General features: G+C 35.3%; 13 protein-coding genes. 5 read left to right on the top strand and 8 right to left on the bottom strand.

What is annotated here, in order from left to right; all coding sequences use genetic code 11:
- Positions 1-59 precede the first annotated feature (59 nt).
- Entirely contained in the window at positions 60-1,202 is a 1,143-nt protein-coding gene (locus EG342_RS13740; RefSeq protein WP_103293026.1) for an MFS transporter, read from the top strand.
- A 133-nt stretch (positions 1,203-1,335) separates the two neighbouring features.
- Here the strand turns inward: EG342_RS13740 and EG342_RS13735 are convergent, their stop codons facing one another.
- The 5 genes from EG342_RS13735 to rpsA all read right to left on the bottom strand — a co-directional run bounded on the left by EG342_RS13735 (position 1,336) and on the right by rpsA (position 9,786).
- On the bottom strand, positions 1,336-2,328 hold the full coding sequence (locus EG342_RS13735) for an alpha/beta fold hydrolase (RefSeq protein WP_103293027.1): 993 nt from the start codon (positions 2,326-2,328) through the stop codon (positions 1,336-1,338).
- An 83-nt stretch (positions 2,329-2,411) separates the two neighbouring features.
- A complete protein-coding gene (locus tag EG342_RS13730; protein ID WP_103293028.1) occupies positions 2,412-3,398 on the bottom strand; it encodes an EamA family transporter in 987 nt (328 codons plus the stop codon).
- A gap of 124 nt (positions 3,399-3,522) precedes the next feature.
- Positions 3,523-6,135 carry a T9SS-dependent M36 family metallopeptidase gene (locus EG342_RS13725; RefSeq protein ID WP_246008621.1) on the bottom strand — a complete coding sequence of 871 codons (2,613 nt, stop codon included), beginning with the start codon at positions 6,133-6,135 and terminating at the stop codon, positions 3,523-3,525.
- A gap of 241 nt (positions 6,136-6,376) precedes the next feature.
- Entirely contained in the window at positions 6,377-7,798 is a 1,422-nt protein-coding gene (locus EG342_RS13720) for a T9SS type A sorting domain-containing protein (protein ID WP_164465186.1), read from the bottom strand.
- A gap of 197 nt (positions 7,799-7,995) precedes the next feature.
- Complete coding sequence (gene rpsA / locus EG342_RS13715; RefSeq protein WP_103293031.1) at positions 7,996-9,786, bottom strand: 30S ribosomal protein S1; 1,791 nt, start codon at positions 9,784-9,786, stop codon at positions 7,996-7,998.
- Between the two features lie 594 nt (positions 9,787-10,380).
- Between rpsA and EG342_RS13710 the strand changes: the two genes are divergently transcribed.
- Positions 10,381-11,691 (top strand): DEAD/DEAH box helicase, encoded by a 1,311-nt coding sequence (locus EG342_RS13710; RefSeq protein ID WP_103293032.1) that lies wholly within the window; start codon positions 10,381-10,383, stop codon positions 11,689-11,691.
- A gap of 299 nt (positions 11,692-11,990) precedes the next feature.
- Here the strand turns inward: EG342_RS13710 and EG342_RS13705 are convergent, their stop codons facing one another.
- The gene (locus EG342_RS13705) at positions 11,991-12,884 is read right to left on the bottom strand and encodes an SMP-30/gluconolactonase/LRE family protein (protein ID WP_103293033.1); all 894 of its coding nucleotides are present in this window, start codon (positions 12,882-12,884) and stop codon (positions 11,991-11,993) included.
- Positions 12,885-13,141: 257 nt separating this feature from the next.
- Between EG342_RS13705 and ccoG the strand changes: the two genes are divergently transcribed.
- The gene (gene ccoG, locus EG342_RS13700; protein WP_103293034.1) at positions 13,142-14,584 is read left to right on the top strand and encodes a cytochrome c oxidase accessory protein CcoG; all 1,443 of its coding nucleotides are present in this window, start codon (positions 13,142-13,144) and stop codon (positions 14,582-14,584) included.
- Between the two features lie 80 nt (positions 14,585-14,664).
- Here ccoG and EG342_RS13695 read toward each other — a convergent pair whose 3' ends face one another.
- Complete coding sequence (locus EG342_RS13695) at positions 14,665-15,471, bottom strand: AraC family transcriptional regulator (RefSeq protein WP_246008620.1); 807 nt, start codon at positions 15,469-15,471, stop codon at positions 14,665-14,667.
- A 194-nt stretch (positions 15,472-15,665) separates the two neighbouring features.
- A complete protein-coding gene (locus EG342_RS13690; RefSeq protein ID WP_103293036.1) occupies positions 15,666-18,338 on the bottom strand; it encodes a reprolysin-like metallopeptidase in 2,673 nt (890 codons plus the stop codon).
- Between the two features lie 405 nt (positions 18,339-18,743).
- Between EG342_RS13690 and EG342_RS13685 the strand changes: the two genes are divergently transcribed.
- Together EG342_RS13685 and EG342_RS13680 are read left to right on the top strand one after the other, a co-directional pair.
- On the top strand, positions 18,744-19,091 hold the full coding sequence (locus EG342_RS13685; RefSeq protein WP_103293037.1) for a MerR family transcriptional regulator: 348 nt from the start codon (positions 18,744-18,746) through the stop codon (positions 19,089-19,091).
- A gap of 189 nt (positions 19,092-19,280) precedes the next feature.
- Positions 19,281-19,976 (top strand): hypothetical protein, encoded by a 696-nt coding sequence (locus EG342_RS13680; RefSeq protein WP_103293038.1) that lies wholly within the window; start codon positions 19,281-19,283, stop codon positions 19,974-19,976.
- Positions 19,977-20,102 lie beyond the last annotated feature (126 nt).

The following is a 20,102-nucleotide window of genomic DNA, read 5'->3' as shown; positions in this document are numbered from 1 at the left end:
TTTGTTTTTATATCATTATAAATATACCTTGTTTTTTTGGAAACTTTGCAGAAAAAAAAATGAAAAAGACAAATCAACTGTGGCTTTTGACTTTACTGGTTATGCTTCCACAGTTTGTAGAAACCATTTACAGTCCGGTTTTACCGATGGTACAGGAAAAATTCGGAGTGAAAGAAGAATCTGCAACTTTGACGATCAGCTTGTACTTTATTGCTTTTGCGATAGGTGTAGCATTCTGGGGAATACAATGTGACAGAATCGGAAGAAAAAAATCATTGGAATATGGACTGATTACCTATGGAATCGGAACTTTGGCTGCTATTATAGCTCCTGATTTTATCATTTTACTGGGTGCCAGAATCATTTCAGCTTTTGGGATTTCTGTCGGTTCCATTGTCACCCAAACGATCTTAAGAGATACCTATGACAAAGATAATATCAGCAAAGTATTTTCCTGGATTGGCATCGGTCTTTCCATAAGCCCGATTATAGGAATGCTTACGGGATCATTACTGGCTGTATCCTCCGGACATCAGGGAGTTTTTATTACCTTATGCTTGCTGGCTGTGCTATTTTATATTCTTTCTGTAAAAAGAATTTCAGAAACCCATCATTCAAAGAATGAAGTTAGTTTTCAAACCTTATTGAGTCTGTTGAAAAGAATGCTTAAAGACCAGGAAATCATCCGATGCTGTTTATTGATCATGAGTTTCAATGTTCTGTTATTTTCTTATTACTCATTGGCTCCGTTTATTTTTAAAGAACGGCAATATTCATCTTATGTTTTCGGATACAGCAGTATTATATTGGCCGCCGGTACATTTGCAGGTGCAAGGCTTAACAGGTTTTTATTATTAAAGAACATACAATCACAAACTTTAGTTACCATAAGTACTTTGGGAACATTTATAGCCTCTGCATTTGTCTGGCTCCTGATTGATAAAGACATTTACTTTTTAATTCCTTATTTCTTTATTGTGATGGCCTTCAGCATTGCCATTCCTAATATTTTAAGTACGGCACTGATCAGTTATAAAACCGAAACCGGAAGTGCAGGAGCTGTTTTAGGACTTATCTACTATGTTTTGATAGGATTGGGATTGATCGGTATAGGACTTATCCAAAATCTGGGAATCTCCTGTCTGATTTTTTCCGGAATTGGAGTAGGTGCTGTATGGATATTCAAATCAAAAAGAGATTAATAATTTCAGATAGCAAAGGTATTAACAGGTATCGATCTTTAATGAATAATGATGTATATCCTAACCAGTTATGCGGGTAGGATTTTAATAGCAAGGAATTCCCTAGGTTTTAGATAAAAATATTTTTAATATTCTATTTTATAAAATCATACAAAGCTTCAAAAAACTTAGGGTATACTTCAATATGAGGAATATGTCCCACATTTTCAAGTTCAACAAGCTTTGATCCTGCAATTTGCTGTTGGGTTTTCTTTCCCAATTCCTGGTACTGCCCCATTTTCGGCTGAAGTTCTTTGGGCGCTCTATCCTTCCCTATAGCTGTTCTGTCTCTGGTTCCGATAATCAGTAAAGTGGAAGTTTTTATATTGTTGAATTCATAACAAACAGGTTGGTTGTAAATCATATCTGAAGTCAGAGCAGCATCCCATGCCACCTGAGGATAATCTTTATGCAAGGTCCAGCCTGCAATCAAATCCAGCCATGGTTGATATTCTTCTTTCCAATGGTTGTCATAATAGAATTTTAACTGATAATTTTTGTACGTTTCGGCAGTATTTTTCAACTCAGACTGATAGGCCTGATCAATGGTCTGATAGGCTGCAAATGTTTTATAATCTTCCAGTCCGATCGGGTTTTCCAGGATTAGTTTTTGAACTTTTTCCGGATATAGCAATGTAAACCGGGTAGCGACCATCCCTCCCATAGAATGTCCTAATACAATTGTTTTTTCAATCTTGAGCTCATCAAGAACTGCTTTTGTATTTTCAGCCAATTGAGAGAATGAAAATTGATAATTATGGGGTTTAGAAGACTTTCCAAAGCCAATCTGGTCCGGAATTACCACACGAAATCCTTTGTTCACCAAATCTCGCGTCGTTTTCTCCCAATAAGCTCCGTTAAAATTCTTCCCATGAAGAAGCATAATTGTTTTTCCGTTGGCTTTTTGTGGTTTCACATCCATATACGCCATTTTCAACTCATTGTCCTGGGATTTGAAATTGAGAAAATGAACTTCATAAGGATATTTGTAATCGGATAATGTTGCATCCAATGGTCTAACCTGCGCAGATAAAGCAGAGGTAACGACGAATATCAAAACAACCATTGTGCTTCTGAAATATTTCATGAAATTTTAATTTAGATGTTTAAAATTAAAAAAACCGCTCCAAAAGGAACGGTTTTCAACTGTTATTTTTATTTAAATATTTTTTAAGATAATTCCGCTACCGGAGTTTCTTTCTCTTTTCTGGAAGGCAGATTCATTAAAACAATAGCAAAAAGAATCAGAACGATCCCTGCCCATTGTATTAAAAACACTTTTTCACCTAATAAAACAAAGGCCATGGTCACGGAAACCGGCAACTCTAATGAAGAAACAATACTTCCTAATCCTAGCCCAGCATTCGGAAATCCAATATTGAACAAGATTGGAGGAATGATCGTTCCAAACAGAGCTAATATAAGCCCATATGTCCAGAATATTGAGTAGTTAAAAGAATGAATGTGTTCTGTATTTTCTGTAAAATTTAAATACAATGATTTTAAACCATCAAAATACATCGGTCCTATTTGGGCAAAGAATAAAAATGCAAAAATAACGATTGCTCCACCAATAAGCATAATAATGCTTTTTCTGAAAACCGGTAAATGGGTAGCCAGCGTATTGGAAGTAAACATCGTCAATGTATAGGAAGCTGCTGCCATAAGTCCCCAGAAGATTCCGTGCCAATCAAGCTCTATTTCCATATTAATAAGGTTGGTAGCCAGTACGGTTCCCAGCAATACTATGATTACAGAAATGACTTTTCGTGCATTGGGAAGTTTTCTTGCCAGAATACTTTCTACCACTACACTGAACCACACAGACTGCATCAGCAAAACAATAGCAATTGACACATTAATATATTGAACCGCGATATAATAAAATAAACTGGTTCCCCCCAATGAAGTTCCTGCCAGTATTAGCATTCTGACTTCTTTGGAATTTGGCACTGATAATTTTTTCTTTGAGGTAAGGGTTTGGATAAAATTCAGGATCAAAAGCCCGATTAAACCTAATACAAATTGGGAAGTCGTAACTTCTGAAGTTGTAAAACCGTCATGGTAGGCCATTTTCACAAAAGTGGCCAACATACCATATATACTAGCTCCAATCCCAACAAATAAAACGCCTTTTAGTATATTTTTCTTCTTCATAATTTTTTTAACAGCCGGCAAAGTTACAACTTAAAAATTAAAGTAGTCGGAAGTGTTATGGTAATAGATAAATAAAATCGCCACAAGCAAGCTTGTGGCGATCCTAAATATTGGTGATATAAGTTTATTTTTTTACGATTACTTTAGATGAGGATTCAAAACCTAATCCTTTTACTTTTACAAGATAGGTTCCGTTCACTAAAGCGTTTGTAGAGATTGCTTTTTTAGCATCCGGTGAAATTTTATCTTCTGAAGAAACCAATTTACCTGACATGTCATACAATTCAACACTTACTTTACCAAGAGTATTGGTTGGGAAACTGATGAAGAATTCATCTTTAGCAGGGTTTGGATAAATAGAAATCTTATTTTCTTTAACAGATTTCACTTCACTTGTTGCCAGAGTATTACATTCTGCCGGCACTGTGAAGTCTTGTACCTGATCATTAATATTCGTTTTTGATCCTGGTGAAGCATTTACTCCTAAACCTCTTTTTGCAAAAACATTCCAGATCATACATTTGTCCTGTCCAAGGTTACTGTTTACATCTGCAGCTAATATAGCATTTCTTCCATCAATAAATGTAGGATTACATCCCTGAAGTTTTAAAGCATCAGTTACTATCTGCAGTACTCTTGTACTTCCATTTGTCGTATTAGCCAGTACATCAGATGAATATCCGTATTTTTCAACATATTTCCAGTGAAGATCCCAAAGCATTGTAGCCCATACAAAACCGATAGAGTGAACATCAGGAACGATAGCAGATCCGTTATTATACTCCATTCCGTTTGTATTTCCATAAGTAAAACTATTGATTCCAAAATCTGGAGAATATTTTGCAGGTCGAATTCCTATACCAGTGGTAGGCTGACCCATTACGTAGGTTCCCATTCCTCTTGGTACGGAAGCATTATCACCTGCTTTATTCGTCAGCATCAAGGCAAAGAAATCAGACCATCCTTCACCCATTTGTTCTTTATCAGCTCCTGAATTCAGACAGTTGTATCCGGTACCCGTTAATCTGTTGGATATTCCGTGGCCGTATTCATGGGTTACAATTCCATTATCGAAACTTCCATCCGGAGTGATGCTTGTTGCCGGATCATTTTTCAATGTAACATTTACTGTTGTATTAGCCGTAAGCAAGCCTTTAATGTAAGTGCCTTCAGATCTTCCGATAAGTATAGTAGGAATTATAACGGTAGGATCAACTCCTGTCATATTATTCAATGTATCTCCGTTAACATCATTATTATAAATAATAGTAGCAATAGCGCCCGCATCCTGGAGATTTTTAGACTTAATCACAAATGAACATGTTCCTCTTTCCACTAACCCGATCTTTTCCGTTAGTGAACCTGCCGGTAAAGCTGTACAGCCGTCGGAAACCGGAGATAATTTTATATCTCCTGTAGTTCCTGCAACACTTAATGCCGCTCCAAAATCTGCTGTTCCTACTACTGGTTGGCGGGGAATTGCTGCACCAGGAGCATTATAATAGAATTTTCTGTTTACGGGCGACCAAAGATACATCTGCATTCTAGGGTTATAACTATCCGGAGGGGAAGCAAAGTTAGCATTATTTGTACCTCCGCCATCTTGTGCTTCTGCATATACTGAGTCATCATCTAATCCTCCTTTTCCAAAGTTGTTTTGCTGGAAGTTTTTCGCTGATTCTGTAAATCCGAACTGATAGAAAACATCATGAATTCTATTGTTTAAATAAAACAAGTTCGTAATTGCTGCATTTTGATTAGCTGCAGGTGTTCCATTGATGCTGAAAGGGAAATCAAAATTTCTTGTTACTCCACCATCCGCAGTATTTCCAATAGCATTGGTACCTGCTGTATCTTCATAGGTATACACATTGTTTCCTCTGGTATAAGTATAATGATTGGTTCCGTCAGAATGCCAACCTTCTGGAGACGCTGCCATAATCCAAGGGTTCGTAATAATTGATCTTGAACCAAACGTTGGAGACTCAATCGGCATTGGGAATACATTATAGGAAGCATTATCTGGTAAAAGGAACGAGAAATCGTTTTGCTTCTGCTGATTCACCGGACCAATAGCCAGGTTTTTCAGATGATCGGAATGATCATGTCCAATTTCTGATGCATAAGAATCAGGGCGGAAATTACAAGATAATGTTAAGTTATTCTTTTCAAGAATCTGACCGTTATTAGCATCTACAACAATATTCCAATAATTGGAAGACTTTGGCTCCATTAGAACATATTCGTAAGCTAATCGTAAATTTCCGTTTTCATCATTTACATATACCAATCTTTGATTTGCAGATGAATTTTTATTTTTCTCTAAAAAGCCTTGAATCGTAAAATTGGCAATATCAGAATTTTTTAACTCGGAAGCTATCTTTTGAAGAGCGTCACTTTTATTGATTACGGCGTTACCCGAAGTAGCAACTTTATAATCTTTCACAAAATTATCCGTATAATACACAACCTTGTTATCCTTAATCAAGGCAGTTCCTACAGAACTATGGATTGGCAGGCCATTATAGGTTTGCAGAAATTTTACAACATTCCCGTTTAAAGATTTTGACTGATCTACATTATCTACAATAAAATTATTAAGATCTGACTTCTTATATTCTCTTATTTTATTTTGAGAAATATAACTTTTTATTACACTTTCATTGTCTTGACCAAACAATATCGTTGGAAATGCAGAAAATACCGCAAATAAAATAGGTAGAGTTTTGTTTTTCATATTCACTATTAAAGCCGCTAATCTACAAATAATCAATATAAAAAAAGCATTTTTAATTTTTTTTTAATATAAATAATCAATATAAACGAAAAATAGAAACAAATAAATGAATTAAAAATTATTCAAAACACTATTAATACAGCATTTATATTAATTATACCTTATTTAACAATAATTAAATAATTGAAATTTCAGGTTAAAAAATAAAAAAGGCTACTCCTTTGAGCAGCCTTCATTATAATTATTTTTTAATAATTTTCCCTGTAAAAATTTCATTTTTATCTGATGTAACTTTTACAATATATATGCCCTGTCGCTGGGTTCTTAGATCACTTTCAAACATTTTGCCCTTCATGGTTTTTGTAGAAATAATATTACCATTAAGATCCAGTATTTCTAATTTTCCGGATGTTACTTCTTTATTCAACATTACCGTAAAAGCTCCTTCTGTAGGATTAGGTGTCATAGCAAGACTCCCTGTTTCAGGTCCAGGTACACCTCTTGTACATGTACCTGCCAAATCCAGATCATATGGAAAGAACGGATAATGATTCCAGCTAACAGCTTCCTCAACTCCTCCTCCAGGAGTAGAATACTGAACAGTCATGATGAATTTATATTTATCCGTTGATCCTGTAGGCACAGAGATATCTGAAGGATAAAAATGAAAATAAATCTGATTTCCTGAGATCATAGGTGTTGTAGAAACCCCGTAATCAGCACCTGTATTAATATTTCTTAGCACCAGCTTACCATTCGTCACTGTAGATCCGGCAGGTATAGTGAAATAACCGTATATATTGAAGTCAGATGGCGTACCACAATTAAACTCATAATAGAATTTAAGACTTCCTACTTCCGGTGAAGGACTGCATATATTCTGAACTAATTCGTCAAAGTTCGGCATATCTGATACAGAATCAAAAATGAAAGAGTAATTTCTAGGGTAATAAAGACGCGGCAACATTCCATTATCAGGATCATCAGTATTCGTTTCAACCGCACCGTTGTAAGATCCTCCTGCACTTGCTATAGAAGCTGCTGCTGCCGTAGCCTGAGCATTGGGGCTCATGTGTATCATCGCAAATTTTGCTCCTCTGCCTACTTTAAACTTGGTCACATTTTTAAAGGCACCAGGAGCATTCATTGTTGTATCATAATAATTAACCAAATATGAACCTGTAGATAAGTCACCACTATTTCGGGAACCATCAGAAATTACGACTACTACAAGTTTAGAACCTGGGTTTTGATGTAGAGATGTTTGAGGACTTACAATTTCAGAATTATAGCTTCCATCTAATGCATTTCCAATTAATCCTAAGGCTTCATGAAAATGCTGCCCATAATTAAGCCTTCTCGTTACATATGGATCCGGATATGAACCGTTGACAAAGTCACTTTCAATATAAATTCTGGGAATAAGGCCTAAACTTGATCCGGTGTTGAAACCGGCTCCATAATGAACGACCGCATATCTGTTCTTAGGATGACAGGCAACAAGGCGTTCAATTAATTTAATAGCTGTAAGTCGCATATCCTTGAAACGTGCATCAGTGACCGTGGATCCATTGTCGAGACAGATAATATAATCCGTCTGGGCCTTTAGAGAATTCCAGGACACCAAAAATGCAAACAGAAAGAATAAAAATGTTTTTTTCATGGTTTTAAAATTAGATTTGTATAAAAATAATATTATTACCATCAATAAATGAATATTTTAAACTATTAACTTTTTATTAACTTTAAAATATTCATTAAATATTAATAAAAACGAAATTGTATAAACATCATTTTTTTTTAAGCCACAAAAAAAGCCGCTCAAAATGAGCGGCTCCTTATATTTCAATGGTTCAAAGATTATTTACCTTCTTCCATTTTTCTTTTCAACTCTGCTAATGCATCGATGTCTCCAAGAGTAGATCTTTCTTCATTGTTTGAAGAAGAAGATACGTTTCTAGAAGAAGATTCTTTAACGTTTTTCTTTTCTTCGTCTCTGAAGATACCTGTGTGAGAAACTACAACTCTCTTGAATTCTTTGTTGAATTCGATTACTTTGAATTGAGCATCTTCACCTTTCTTGATTTTAGATCCATCTTCTTTCTCTAATAATCTTGAAGGGCAGAAAGCTTCAACCTCAACATCTTCGAATTGTACAGAAGCTCCTTTATCGTGAACTTCTACAGCTTTACCAGCGTGGATAGTTCCTTCAGCATATTTAGTTTCGAATTTATCCCATGGGTTTTCAGTCAATTGCTTGTGACCTAGAGATAATCTTCTAGCTTGGATATCTAATTCAAGAACTACAACATCTAATTTATCACCTACTGCACAGAACTCAGATGGGTGCTTGATTTTCTTAGTCCAAGAAAGATCAGAGATGTAGATTAATCCGTCGATACCTTCTTCTAACTCTACGAATACACCAAAGTTAGTGAAGTTTCTTACAGTTCCTACATGCTGAGATCCAACTGGATACTTAGCTTCGATGTTTTCCCATGGATCTTTAGACAATTGCTTGATACCAAGAGAAATTTTTCTTTCTTCTCTATCTAAAGTTAATACTTCAGCTTCTACTTCATCACCTACTTTTACGAAATCTCCTGCAGATCTTAAGTGAGTAGACCAAGACATTTCAGAAACGTGGATTAATCCTTCAACACCTGGAGCGATTTCTACGAATGCGCCATAGTCAGCAAGAACTACTACTTTTCCTTTTACTTTGTCACCAACTTTCATGTCAGCAGAAAGAGCATCCCAAGGATGAGCTTCTAATTGCTTCATACCTAACTGGATTCTTGTTTTCTCATCATCGAAGTCAAGGATTACAACTTTCACAGTTTGTCCGTCCTCAAGGATTTCAGATGGGTGGTTCACTCTAGACCAAGAAAGGTCTGTAATGTGGATCAATCCATCTACACCACCTAAGTCAATGAATACACCGTAAGAAGTGATATTCTTAACAGTACCTTCAAGAACCTGACCTTTTTCAAGCTGAGCGATGATTTCTTTTTTCTGACCTTCGATATCTGCTTCGATCAATGCTTTGTGAGAAACTACTACGTTTTTGAACTCAGGGTTGATTTTCACAACTTTGAACTCCATAGTTTTTCCTACGAACTGATCGTAATCTTTAATTGGCTTAACGTCAATTTGAGAACCAGGTAAGAATGCTTCGATTCCGTGAACGTCAACGATCATACCACCTTTAGTTCTTGATTTAACAAAACCGTTAACGATTTCTCCAGTTTCGTGAAGTTCGTTTACTTTATCCCAAGCTTTAAGCGTTCTAGCTTTTCTGTGAGATAATTGTAATTGACCAGTTTTGTCTTCTCTCTTGTCAACCATTACTTCTACCTCGTCACCTACTTTAAGGCCTTGGTTGTAACGGAATTCGTTAAGAGAAATAACACCTTCAGATTTGAAATTGATGTCTACGATAGCTTCTTTGTCAGTTAATCTTACTACTCTACCAACTAAAACGTCATTATCGTTTAGGCTGTTAAGAGATCCGTTGTAGATTTCTTCTAAGTCGCTTTTTTCTTTTCTCGCATCTGCATCAAGACCTGATTCGAAAGAATCCCAATCAAATTGTTCTGGTGCTACGTTTTGGTTTAATAAAACCTCTGCTGAATTTGTCTCTTTTGACATTTTCTAATAAAAATTTGTATTCCTTCTTTTTTAACGGTTTGAATAAATGCGGATTAAAAAATACGGAAGTAATTAATTATAAGTAATTTACCCATCAAACCTTTTCGCCACAAAAGTGGGTGCAAAGATAGAAATTTTATTTGAGATAAGCAAGAGTTTCATATTTCCACATTAACTCATTAAACAATTGGTTATCAATGCAAATCCACTATATCCTATTACGTAACAATTTTAAATTTATGATAAATAAAAGGCTTCGACTCCGCTCAGCCTGACAATATATATTAATAGTAAAGCTAAGTACGAACCATCACTCCATATTCGTCATAATAATTTACCACCAACCTATTACTCTGGCGTTGTCATGCTGAGCGGAGCCGAAGCATCTCTATTTTAATTTTACAAAAAAGAAAAGTATCTATTGAAATTTTCAAAAACTGCACATTGAGATTCTTCACTTCGCTACGCTCCATTCAGAATGACAGAACTCAAATGAAAAGACAACATCTAGTACTCTAAAACCCTCTCACCCTAAAACTCTCAAACTCCAGCACTCTCCCACTTTCAAACTCGAAAATTCACTACCTTTGCAGCATGGAATTAGAATCAATTTATCAAAAACTGCAGATTCAGGATATGAATCAAATGCAGAAATCTATTTATAAAGCGTCTGAAAAAGGAACAGAAGACATCGTTCTTCTCTCTCCGACCGGTTCAGGAAAAACACTTGGATTTTTATTTCCTGTTCTTAGAAACCTGAAAAAAGAAACTTCGGGGATTCAGGCATTGATTTTAGTTCCGGCAAGAGAATTAGCATTACAGATCGAGCAGGTTTTTAAATCTATGGGAACAGATTTCAAAGTTTCAGTTTGCTATGGCGGACATGATAAAAAAATTGAGGTCAATAATTTAATTGAAGCTCCTGCCGTATTAATAGGAACTCCGGGAAGAGTCGCTTACCATTTGAGAAATAATAATTTTGACCCTAAGACAATTAAAACCTTAGTTTTAGATGAGTTTGACAAAGCTTTAGAACTAGGATTTCATGAAGATATGGAATTCATTACAGACTCGTTAAAAGGTCTTTCTCAAAGGATTCTAACTTCTGCTACCGCGATGGATGAAATTCCAAAGTTTACTGGCCTGAAGAATGAAAAGATTATTGACTTTTTAAAGTTGAGTGAAATAAAACCCGATCTTCAATTACGAAAAGTAATGACAATTTCTGAGGAAAAATTAGATACTTTATTTAATTTAATCTGTAAAATAGGAAACAAAAGAACATTAATCTTCTGCAACCACCGTGAAGCAGTAGATCGTATATCAGAACTTCTTCACCAAATGGGAATCGACAGGGAAACCTTTCATGGCGGAATGGAACAGGATGAAAGAGAACGTGCTTTACTGAAATTCAGAAATGACTCGGCAAGAATTCTTATCACAACTGATCTTGCCGCCCGCGGACTTGATATTCCCGAGGTTGAATCTATCGTGCATTATCAATTACCTCCAAAAGAAGATGCCTTCATCCACAGAAACGGTCGTACCGCAAGGATGAATGCCAAAGGTTTTGTATATCTGATTATGACAGAGGAAGAAAATTTCCCGTTCATTAAAAATAATACGCCGGAAGAAAGTGTTGCCGGATTTACTAAGGTTCCACAAAAAACACCTTTCCAGACTGTTTATATCAGTGCAGGAAAAAAAGATAAAGTGAATAAGGTAGATATTGTAGGTTATTTATTGAAGAAAGGAGAGCTCCAAAAAGAAGATGTAGGAATTATTGAAGTAAAAGACACTACGTCCTATGTGGCAGTTTCAAGAAATAAAGTAAATGCTCTTTTAAGAAAGCTTCAGAACGAAAAATTAAAGGGTAAAAAAATAAAAATGGAGGTTGCTTATTAAAGCTTATACTCAATAACATACAGTCATTGCGAACGAAGTGAAGCAATCTCAGATTTTATAAGCCACAAAAGCTTTAAACACTTAAGATATTTAAGTTAGTAGTTTGCATATATAAAGTACACTTAAGCTTCGTGAAAATCTGCAATTTTCACAGATACCGTAATAAAACGGCCAAGAATTCCCCTCCTCTGGAGGGGTGGCGAAAATTCAAGGAATTTTTGACGGAGTGGTTTACCATAGTAATACAAAAGCGTTGACAACATCTTGTTGTCAACGCTTTTGTATTACTTCTTATATAATTACTTTATCCCTCTCACTCTCATCGGGAAAGTGTATACTGATTTCGATGCGGTAATAAATAGCACATCATGGTTTTCGCCTCCAAAAGTTACGTTGGAAGTCCACTTTTCAGGAATAGAGATATGATAAATTTTCTTACCCTCACGGTTAAAAACATGCACACCATCTCCTGTTAAATAAAGATTTCCATGCTTGTCCAGTGTCATTCCATCTGAACCCATTTCACAAAATAGTCTTTTCTCAGACAATCTTCCTTCACCCAGAATATCATACACATAAGTTTTTCCGGCATCAATGTCTGATACATACAACTTTTTCAGCTTTTCACTACCGGTAATTCCGTTAGGCTGTGTGAAGGTTTCAAGCTTAACAATTTTTCCCGTTTTATTCCTGTAATAAAGACTTTTATGTGATAGTTCCTGTTTAAAATTGATCCAATAATCTCTCTCATATAACGGATCTGTAAAATACATTCCTCCAAACGTATCATTCCACAAGTCATTGGGACCATTAAGCCTTTTCCCTTCAAAGCTCTGAAGTAAAACCTCTACTTTTTTATCTTTTGAAATTTTCCAGATTTCTCCCTGATCATCCGAACAGGTAATCAGAAAACCTTCTTTGTCAAAATGAGTTCCGTTTGCTCTTCCGGTCTTATTTAAAAATTCAATGATTGTATTGCTTTTCCAGTCCCAATAATAGATTTTATCGTTAGGCTGGTCTGTAAAATAGACATTCCCTTCTTTATCCGTTGACGGTCCTTCTGTAAAGCTAAACTGATCAGACACTCTTTCCGGTTGTACACCTTCATAAAACATTTTACTATTATTTACTGATTGACAGTTTATCAATGCGAAAACCAAACCAATTAATCCAATCTTATTAATATTCTTCATTCCTCATTTTTTAAAACGGCAATTTACGATAAGCTCAACAGCATTCAAAATATATTCTCATTTTGATACATTAATACACCAAAATTAAAATGTCCTAATTGTCCTATTTTTGAAGTAGATCATATTAGTAATTTTTCAATATAAACCGGACTTTTGTACCACAGGGATTGATACTATTTGTACTATAAAAAAACAGCACAAAATCAGCGATTGATCTTGTGTCAAAATACTACCATAATACTTTTATAGCATAGATAATGAGTACAGAGTCCAACAACATAAAATCTTTAGATATTGAAAACGAAGATTTTAGAAATTCAGTAGGAACCATGGATGAAACCGGAAAAAGAAAATGGATTTTTCCGCGAAAACCAAAAGGAAAATATACGAATTATAGAAATTACACCAGTTATTTTCTGCTTGCTTTATTTTTTGGGTTACCTTTTATACAGATCAATAATAATCCATTTTTTCTTTTTAATGTTATTGACAGGAGGTTCTTTATCCTCGGACAGCCATTTTATCTTCAGGATTTTTTCATCCTTGCCCTGGGAGCTGTTACATCCGTAATCTTTGTTATGCTGTTTACAGTAGTTTTCGGAAGAATATTCTGCGGCTGGCTTTGTCCGCAAACCTTATTCATGGAAATGGTTTTCCGTAAAATCGAATACTGGATTGAAGGGGACAGAAATAAACAAATGAAACTTGACCGACAGGATTGGGATGCTGAAAAAATAAGAAAGAGATTGACAAAATGGTCCGCTTTTATTTTAATTTCAATGATCATATCTACTTTTATGTTTATGTATATTGTAGGGTATGAACAGGTCTTTCAGATTATGACCGAAGGACCAGCAGAGCACCCTTTAAAGTTTATCACCATGATCTTTTTCACGATGACTTTCTATTTTGTTTTTGCGTGGCTCCGCGAACAGGTATGTACATTAGTTTGCCCTTACGGACGGCTTCAGGGTGTATTGATTGACAAACAAACTATTAATGTTTATTATGATTTTAAAAGAGGCGAAGGCCGTTCAAAATGGAGAAATAATGAAGACCGAAAAGCGGAAGGAAAAGGAGATTGTATTGACTGTAATCAATGTGTAGTGGTTTGTCCTACGGGAATTGATATCAGAAACGGACAACAATTAGAATGCGTCAACTGTACCGCCTGTATTGACGCTTGTGATGAAGTGATGGAAAAAGTGGGATTGCCTAAAGGTCTGGTAAGATATGCAACCGAATCTGAAATTGAAAATCGTGAAAAGTTCAGGTTTACTCCAAGAATGAAAGCCACTACAGTTATTCTGGCTCTTCTTATCGGATTTCTGGGATTCCTGATGTATGACCGTGGATCTATGGAAGCGAAATTTATTAAACCTGCGGGATCTACTTTCTTTATTAAAAACGGCAAAATCACCAATACCTTCATCTATACCTTATTAAATAAATCTAATGAGAAAAAGACCTTAACCATCAAAGTTATAACTCCGGCTCATGCAGAGATCACTTATTTCGGTTCTGAAAAAATCATTTTAAAAGGAGATGAAATTCTGAAAGGAAATATCAACATTACCTTCCCTGAAGAAGATATTAAATTCTCAAAGCAAAACATGGTGATTGGTGTTTTTGATGAAAAAGGAAAATTGGTAGACAAATTTGAAACCACATTTGAAGGTCCATTTAAACTGGCATTGTAAGCAAAGGCAAGTTGAAAATTAAGAGTTTTTAATCATATAATTAACCACAAAAATTTTCAATCATCAATTATCAAATTCATTTAAGCCTTATATTTCCTCATAAACTGAGTAGGAGTCATTCCGGAACTTTTCCGGAATACTCTTACAAAGTAGGAATATTCTTCATATCCTAGTCTGAAGGCTATTTCAACAAGGCTTTCGTCGAGATACATCAACATTCTTTTGGCTTCCAGCACTACTCTTTCAGTAATGACATCTGTAGCTGTTTTCTGAACCACTGTTTGTGCAATCCTATTCAGATGTTTGGATGAAATTCCTAGTAATGAAGCATAATACGCAATTGATTTTTGTTTGGCAAAATGCTCCTCAATAAGGCCTTCAAAGTCCTGATAATGCTTAAAATAAGAAAGTCCGGCAGACGATTCCAGCGTTTCAAAATCCCTCGAAAACAATCGGGTCGCATTAATAAATAGCTGAGACATTAACGAAAGAATAAATCCTTCTTTCATGCTATTTTTAGACTGATGCTCCTTTCCTAGGGCTTTAAACAAATTAATATTTTGCTGTAAATCTGTAGCTTGCAACTGAAGTTTTCTGGGAAAAGATATAGATCCGAAAAAGGGAAAATTCCTCAATTTCTGGTTCACATAATGCATTTCATAAAACTCCTGTGAACAAAAGAAAATATAACCGTCTATATCCTCAGAAAGCTCCCAGCTATGGATCTGTCCTGGTGATAAAAAGAAAAGACTTCCCTCTGAAACCTCGTACTTTTGAAAATCAATCTCATGGATCCCTTTTCCTTTGGTAAAAAGAACGGCAGCATAGAAATCATGTCTGTGAGGTTTTTCAATATGCCTATGCCCTACCACCAAATGATTTTTCATGGTGTTAAAATAGAAATCAGCGGAGTTTTTACCAGCCTGAAAAAGATCAATATGAAGTACAGATATAGAGTTCATCGACTATAGAAAACGTAATAATGGTTTTATAAAAATACTGGAAATAAAACCAAGTTGCAAATTTATAAAAAAAGGACCGACACACCGGCCGATCCTTATTTATAGACTGAAGGGTCATTTTACTTTATAACCAACTTACTATTGTATACTCCTTTTTGAGAGTTGATGCTGATTACATATACTCCTTTAGGAACATTTACATTAAATTCTTTGGTATTATTGCCTTCACCTTGATAGTTGGAAGAATATATCAACCTACCACTTGAGTCAAACATATTTACTTTAACCTGTCCTTTTATATTTTGAGATTTGATAAAGAAATTACCATTACTTGGATTTGGATAAATTTTAATGTCGCTTGCTAAAGGCGAAACCACCTCTTTGGTTCCCAAAGTCTGGGTTTGTTGAGTACATACTTCCAGAGACCAACCCGTGATGGTTCCAGTGGTCCCTTTGGTATTATCTGATGCATACAATTTCCATTGTCCCTCAGCATTATGGCCTTTGAAAACATCTAAAGATTCTTTTGATTTGATTTCTCCCTGAATAGGTGAACTACAAGTTACAGCACTTCCCGTATTACTGAATGTACCTGTGATTCCTGAACTATTGTTACATTCACGGTTCCAGATAAGAGCAGAAGTTCCTACCGGACTTTCTATTCCAACAGCTATATCCCTTACGTTGGCATGAGTAATTGCAGGGGTCACTTTAATTTTAGTTATTGTTCCATTATTGTTGACCATTAATGGCGCTGTCACTTTAGGTGCCGAAATAGCTGATCCTCCGGGACCATCTGTAATTGTGACTGGAGAACCGCTATACGTATATGTTGTACAGGTTTCTCCCGTTACGGTATAATCAATCACAAAACTAGGGCTTACAGTATAATAAATATTTCCTACCGCTTCAACCATGATAAAAGCATTTGCAGATGTAGATCCAGCAGGAATAATAATCTCTTGTGTACCATCATTAGGTGTATTGGCTACAACAACAGTAAATGTCTGCCCTCCGTCAATGGACAATTTTATATTAACATTAGCCGTATTAATCGGAGCCTGATTGGTATTGGCTATATCCCATGTTACAATCATTGCATTTCCTGAAGTGGATGATTGCCCAAATGTAGGAGCAGTTATCTGGAAAGGACCCGCTCCGGCATTCACGGTCACCACCATTTCATCTTTGCTGGTTTGCGGGGCAATAGGATTATTACTTCTGGCAGTGAACGTAAAATTCATATTTTTTGCAACACTTGAAACGGATTCCCAACGTGTTGTCAGTACTCCTGCCAATACTTTATTAAAATCAGGGAAATATCTTAGAGGAGCACTTGCCGGAGATAAAGATCTGAAATTAGGTCCTGCCGGTTTGGTTGGATATGCAATAGAGTTTGCATATGTTTCAGCATCTCCGGCAGGGTCCATTTGTTCCCATGTATATGTATACGAAGAAGCATTAGCATCTGTGGTAGTTCCTTTTAGCAGATAAGGAGTTGATTTTGGAATAATATAGTCTGCTCCGGCACTGATCGTAGGAGCAGGATTGGAAAAAGGAGTTGTAATACCACAGCTAATATCGTTGATTGTATTTTTAATTTCCGTAACATTAACGGTATGAAAGTAGTCATTCGAATTATACTGAATATCATTATCTCCTCCCATAATGCCGGTGTAGGCCATAATAGTAGTCCCTCCTCCCGGTTCCACTTCTGATGTACCCGATCCGTCAAGATAACGAGAAAATGTGTGATTTGCTCCCATTTGATGCCCCATTTCATGGGCAACATAGTCTATATCAAAAGTATCCCCTTCCGGAAAATTACATGCAGTCCACCCACGGGCTTTAAAACCGGAATAACATATAACCCCTAACCCTGCTGCTCCATTTCCTCCCCGTCGATCCACTAAATGTCCCATGTCATAATTCTCACTGGGAATAACTGCTGATATATTTGTATTGGCCTGGCTCGGTCCCCAGCTTGCATAGGGATCTGTTGCAGGGTCCAGATATATAATAGATTCGTTACCCGCGATCAGATTAAAGTGTAATGACAAATCTTTTTCGAAAACACCATTCAACCTGGTTAAGGAAGCATTCATAGCTGCCAGAATCACTGCTTTTTTCTGAGCATCTGTAGCAGTAGTAGGAGTTCCGGTAGTTGTTAAATGATATTGAGCATATTCTCCTGTACAAGAAAGTGCCAATCTGAAAACATTAAAACCTGCCGTTTTTTTATTGACAACATTGTTTTTTTTTTCTGTGGTAGCTTTTTCGGCAGCTTCCATAGTGGAACATTCAAAAGGTTCTTTGTCCTGTCCTCTTCTTGCATTGGAATCAAAAACAGCATAAACAGACCTGTCTTCGGTATAAGGTTCAATAAATTCCGATATCCCGGAACGCGTAATCATGGAAGAAAAACCTACCGGAGACATACTGAATCTTAAATATACCGTAGGATCTTCTAATGCTGTTCCTACGTACGATTTAATATCAGGATATTTTGCCTGAAGTTTCGGAGCCATATTGGAAAACTCCCAAACCTGAAATTTTTCTAATTTCCCATGAGCTGTAGGAAGAGTAATAATAGTTCCTTTGTTATTTGAAAAGCGGGCTGGTGCATTTTCCAGGGATTGCTTAAGCTGACCTGTATTCAGTGAATAAAGGCCTGAAAATTCTAATTTTTCTTGTGACTTTTTAACCTTCTGAGACTTGAGCTCGGTTCTTGTCCATTGTGAAAACCCTAAGAAGGGGATCATTAGTGTTAAAATAAAGAAATAATGTTTCATAGAATGTGGTTTTTTAGTTTTACTAAATTAACAATAACAATCAAATTAATTTAAAAAAATCACGTAAAAATTAAATAAAAAATAACAAAACACAAATAAAACAATTTTATATTTAAAAATTAATATAAATGATTGCAAATAAATAAATTATTACATTAATATCTCCACAATTTAGAAAAATATTAATGACGCAAAATAGTATCAAATTCATCTTTTCACCATAGTAACCAATTAAACAACGAGTTACATATTTCAGATTAAAAAAAAATTGTACATCAATTCTTTTTATCTATAAAAATCAACATTCAATATTTGATCGTAAACGTACTATTGTAAACTACTTTGAAAGATATATTTGGATGAAACTTCAAAAAATTTCTATCTTTGAAGTTTAGGATTCGTAAAATGAAAATAAACTTACCCGATAAACTGTATTATTCTATAGGAGAAGTGGCCAAAGCCTTTGATGTAAACACTTCATTAATACGTTATTGGGAACAGGAATTCCCTATCATCAAACCTAAGAAAAACAGAAAAGGTAACCGATATTTCACCCCTGAAGACATTAAAAATCTTCAGATGATCTATCATTTGGTCAAAGAAAAAGGATATACACTGGATGGAGCGCGGGTTGCCTTAACGACCAACAGCAGAATTTCAGAAACCATCACCATTATTGACCGTCTTGAATTCGTAAAAGCTGAACTTATTAAACTGAAAGAATCTTTGGGCGAAAGAGATGCTGAAGAATAAAGTTATAGCTACCATTAGGGCCCGATATAAAATTCTATTTTTTTTACGTTTTATGTAATATTATAAATCATACTTATCAAATATTATATAAATAAAATATAAATGTGAATTTTATTGCGAATATCATAAAAAAAACAAATAATTTTATAAAAAAAAATTAAATTTGTTGTAATAAAAAAACACATTACAATGAAATTATCTATTTTATTACTCGCAATAGTTGGTAATGCATATTTATCAGCACAGGTAGGCATTAATACACAAACCCCAGACAAATCAGCAGTACTTGATATAAATAGCTCTAACAAAGGAGTGATTTTTCCTAAAATAGCCCTTACAAGTTCTACTGATGCTACTACAATATTAAGTCCCGCAACAGGGCTTTTGATATACAACACTGGCTCCGGAGGGTTATCCCCAGCCGGATATTACTATAATACAGGAACTCCTGCCGCTCCAGTATGGGGGAATTTTCAAGCTGTCACAAATACATCGGGTTCACAAGTACAAAAGATAATATACACTGGTACAACCGGAGATCCTTCTAAGACCGTTACCATTGGAGATCTTATATTCAGATTTTCTGCAGGAGCACCTAATACCACTATTCCACAAGTTGCCTTAAATCAAAGTAAGAATAAAAACTTAAATGTAGGAGTTAATCAACAATACGCCTCAAATGGTTATGAATACGCAAATAATGCCCTTGGTTTTACAACAGCTAATTATTCTACCTTTCAGAATATTCCTTCAGTAGGAGCTGGCATTGCCAATAACGAATTAAATATCTGTCATATCATCGATGCTGCTGAAAACAAATATTACCGAGTTACTTTTTATATCTCTAATAATAATACATTTTTGATTATCGCAGAACTATTCTAATTTTTAGAAAATTTTTATATGACAACCATATTATCAAAAAATCAATGCTCTTTTGAAATGTATTGATTTTTTGATATAGAGTAAGATTTCAAAAACTTTTGGTAATTTATACTTATTTCAAAACCC

Source organism: Chryseobacterium lactis (assembly GCF_003815875.1).
Taxonomy (GTDB): Bacteria; Bacteroidota; Bacteroidia; order Flavobacteriales; family Weeksellaceae; genus Chryseobacterium; species Chryseobacterium lactis.
This window is presented reverse-complemented; position numbering and strand designations above follow the sequence as displayed.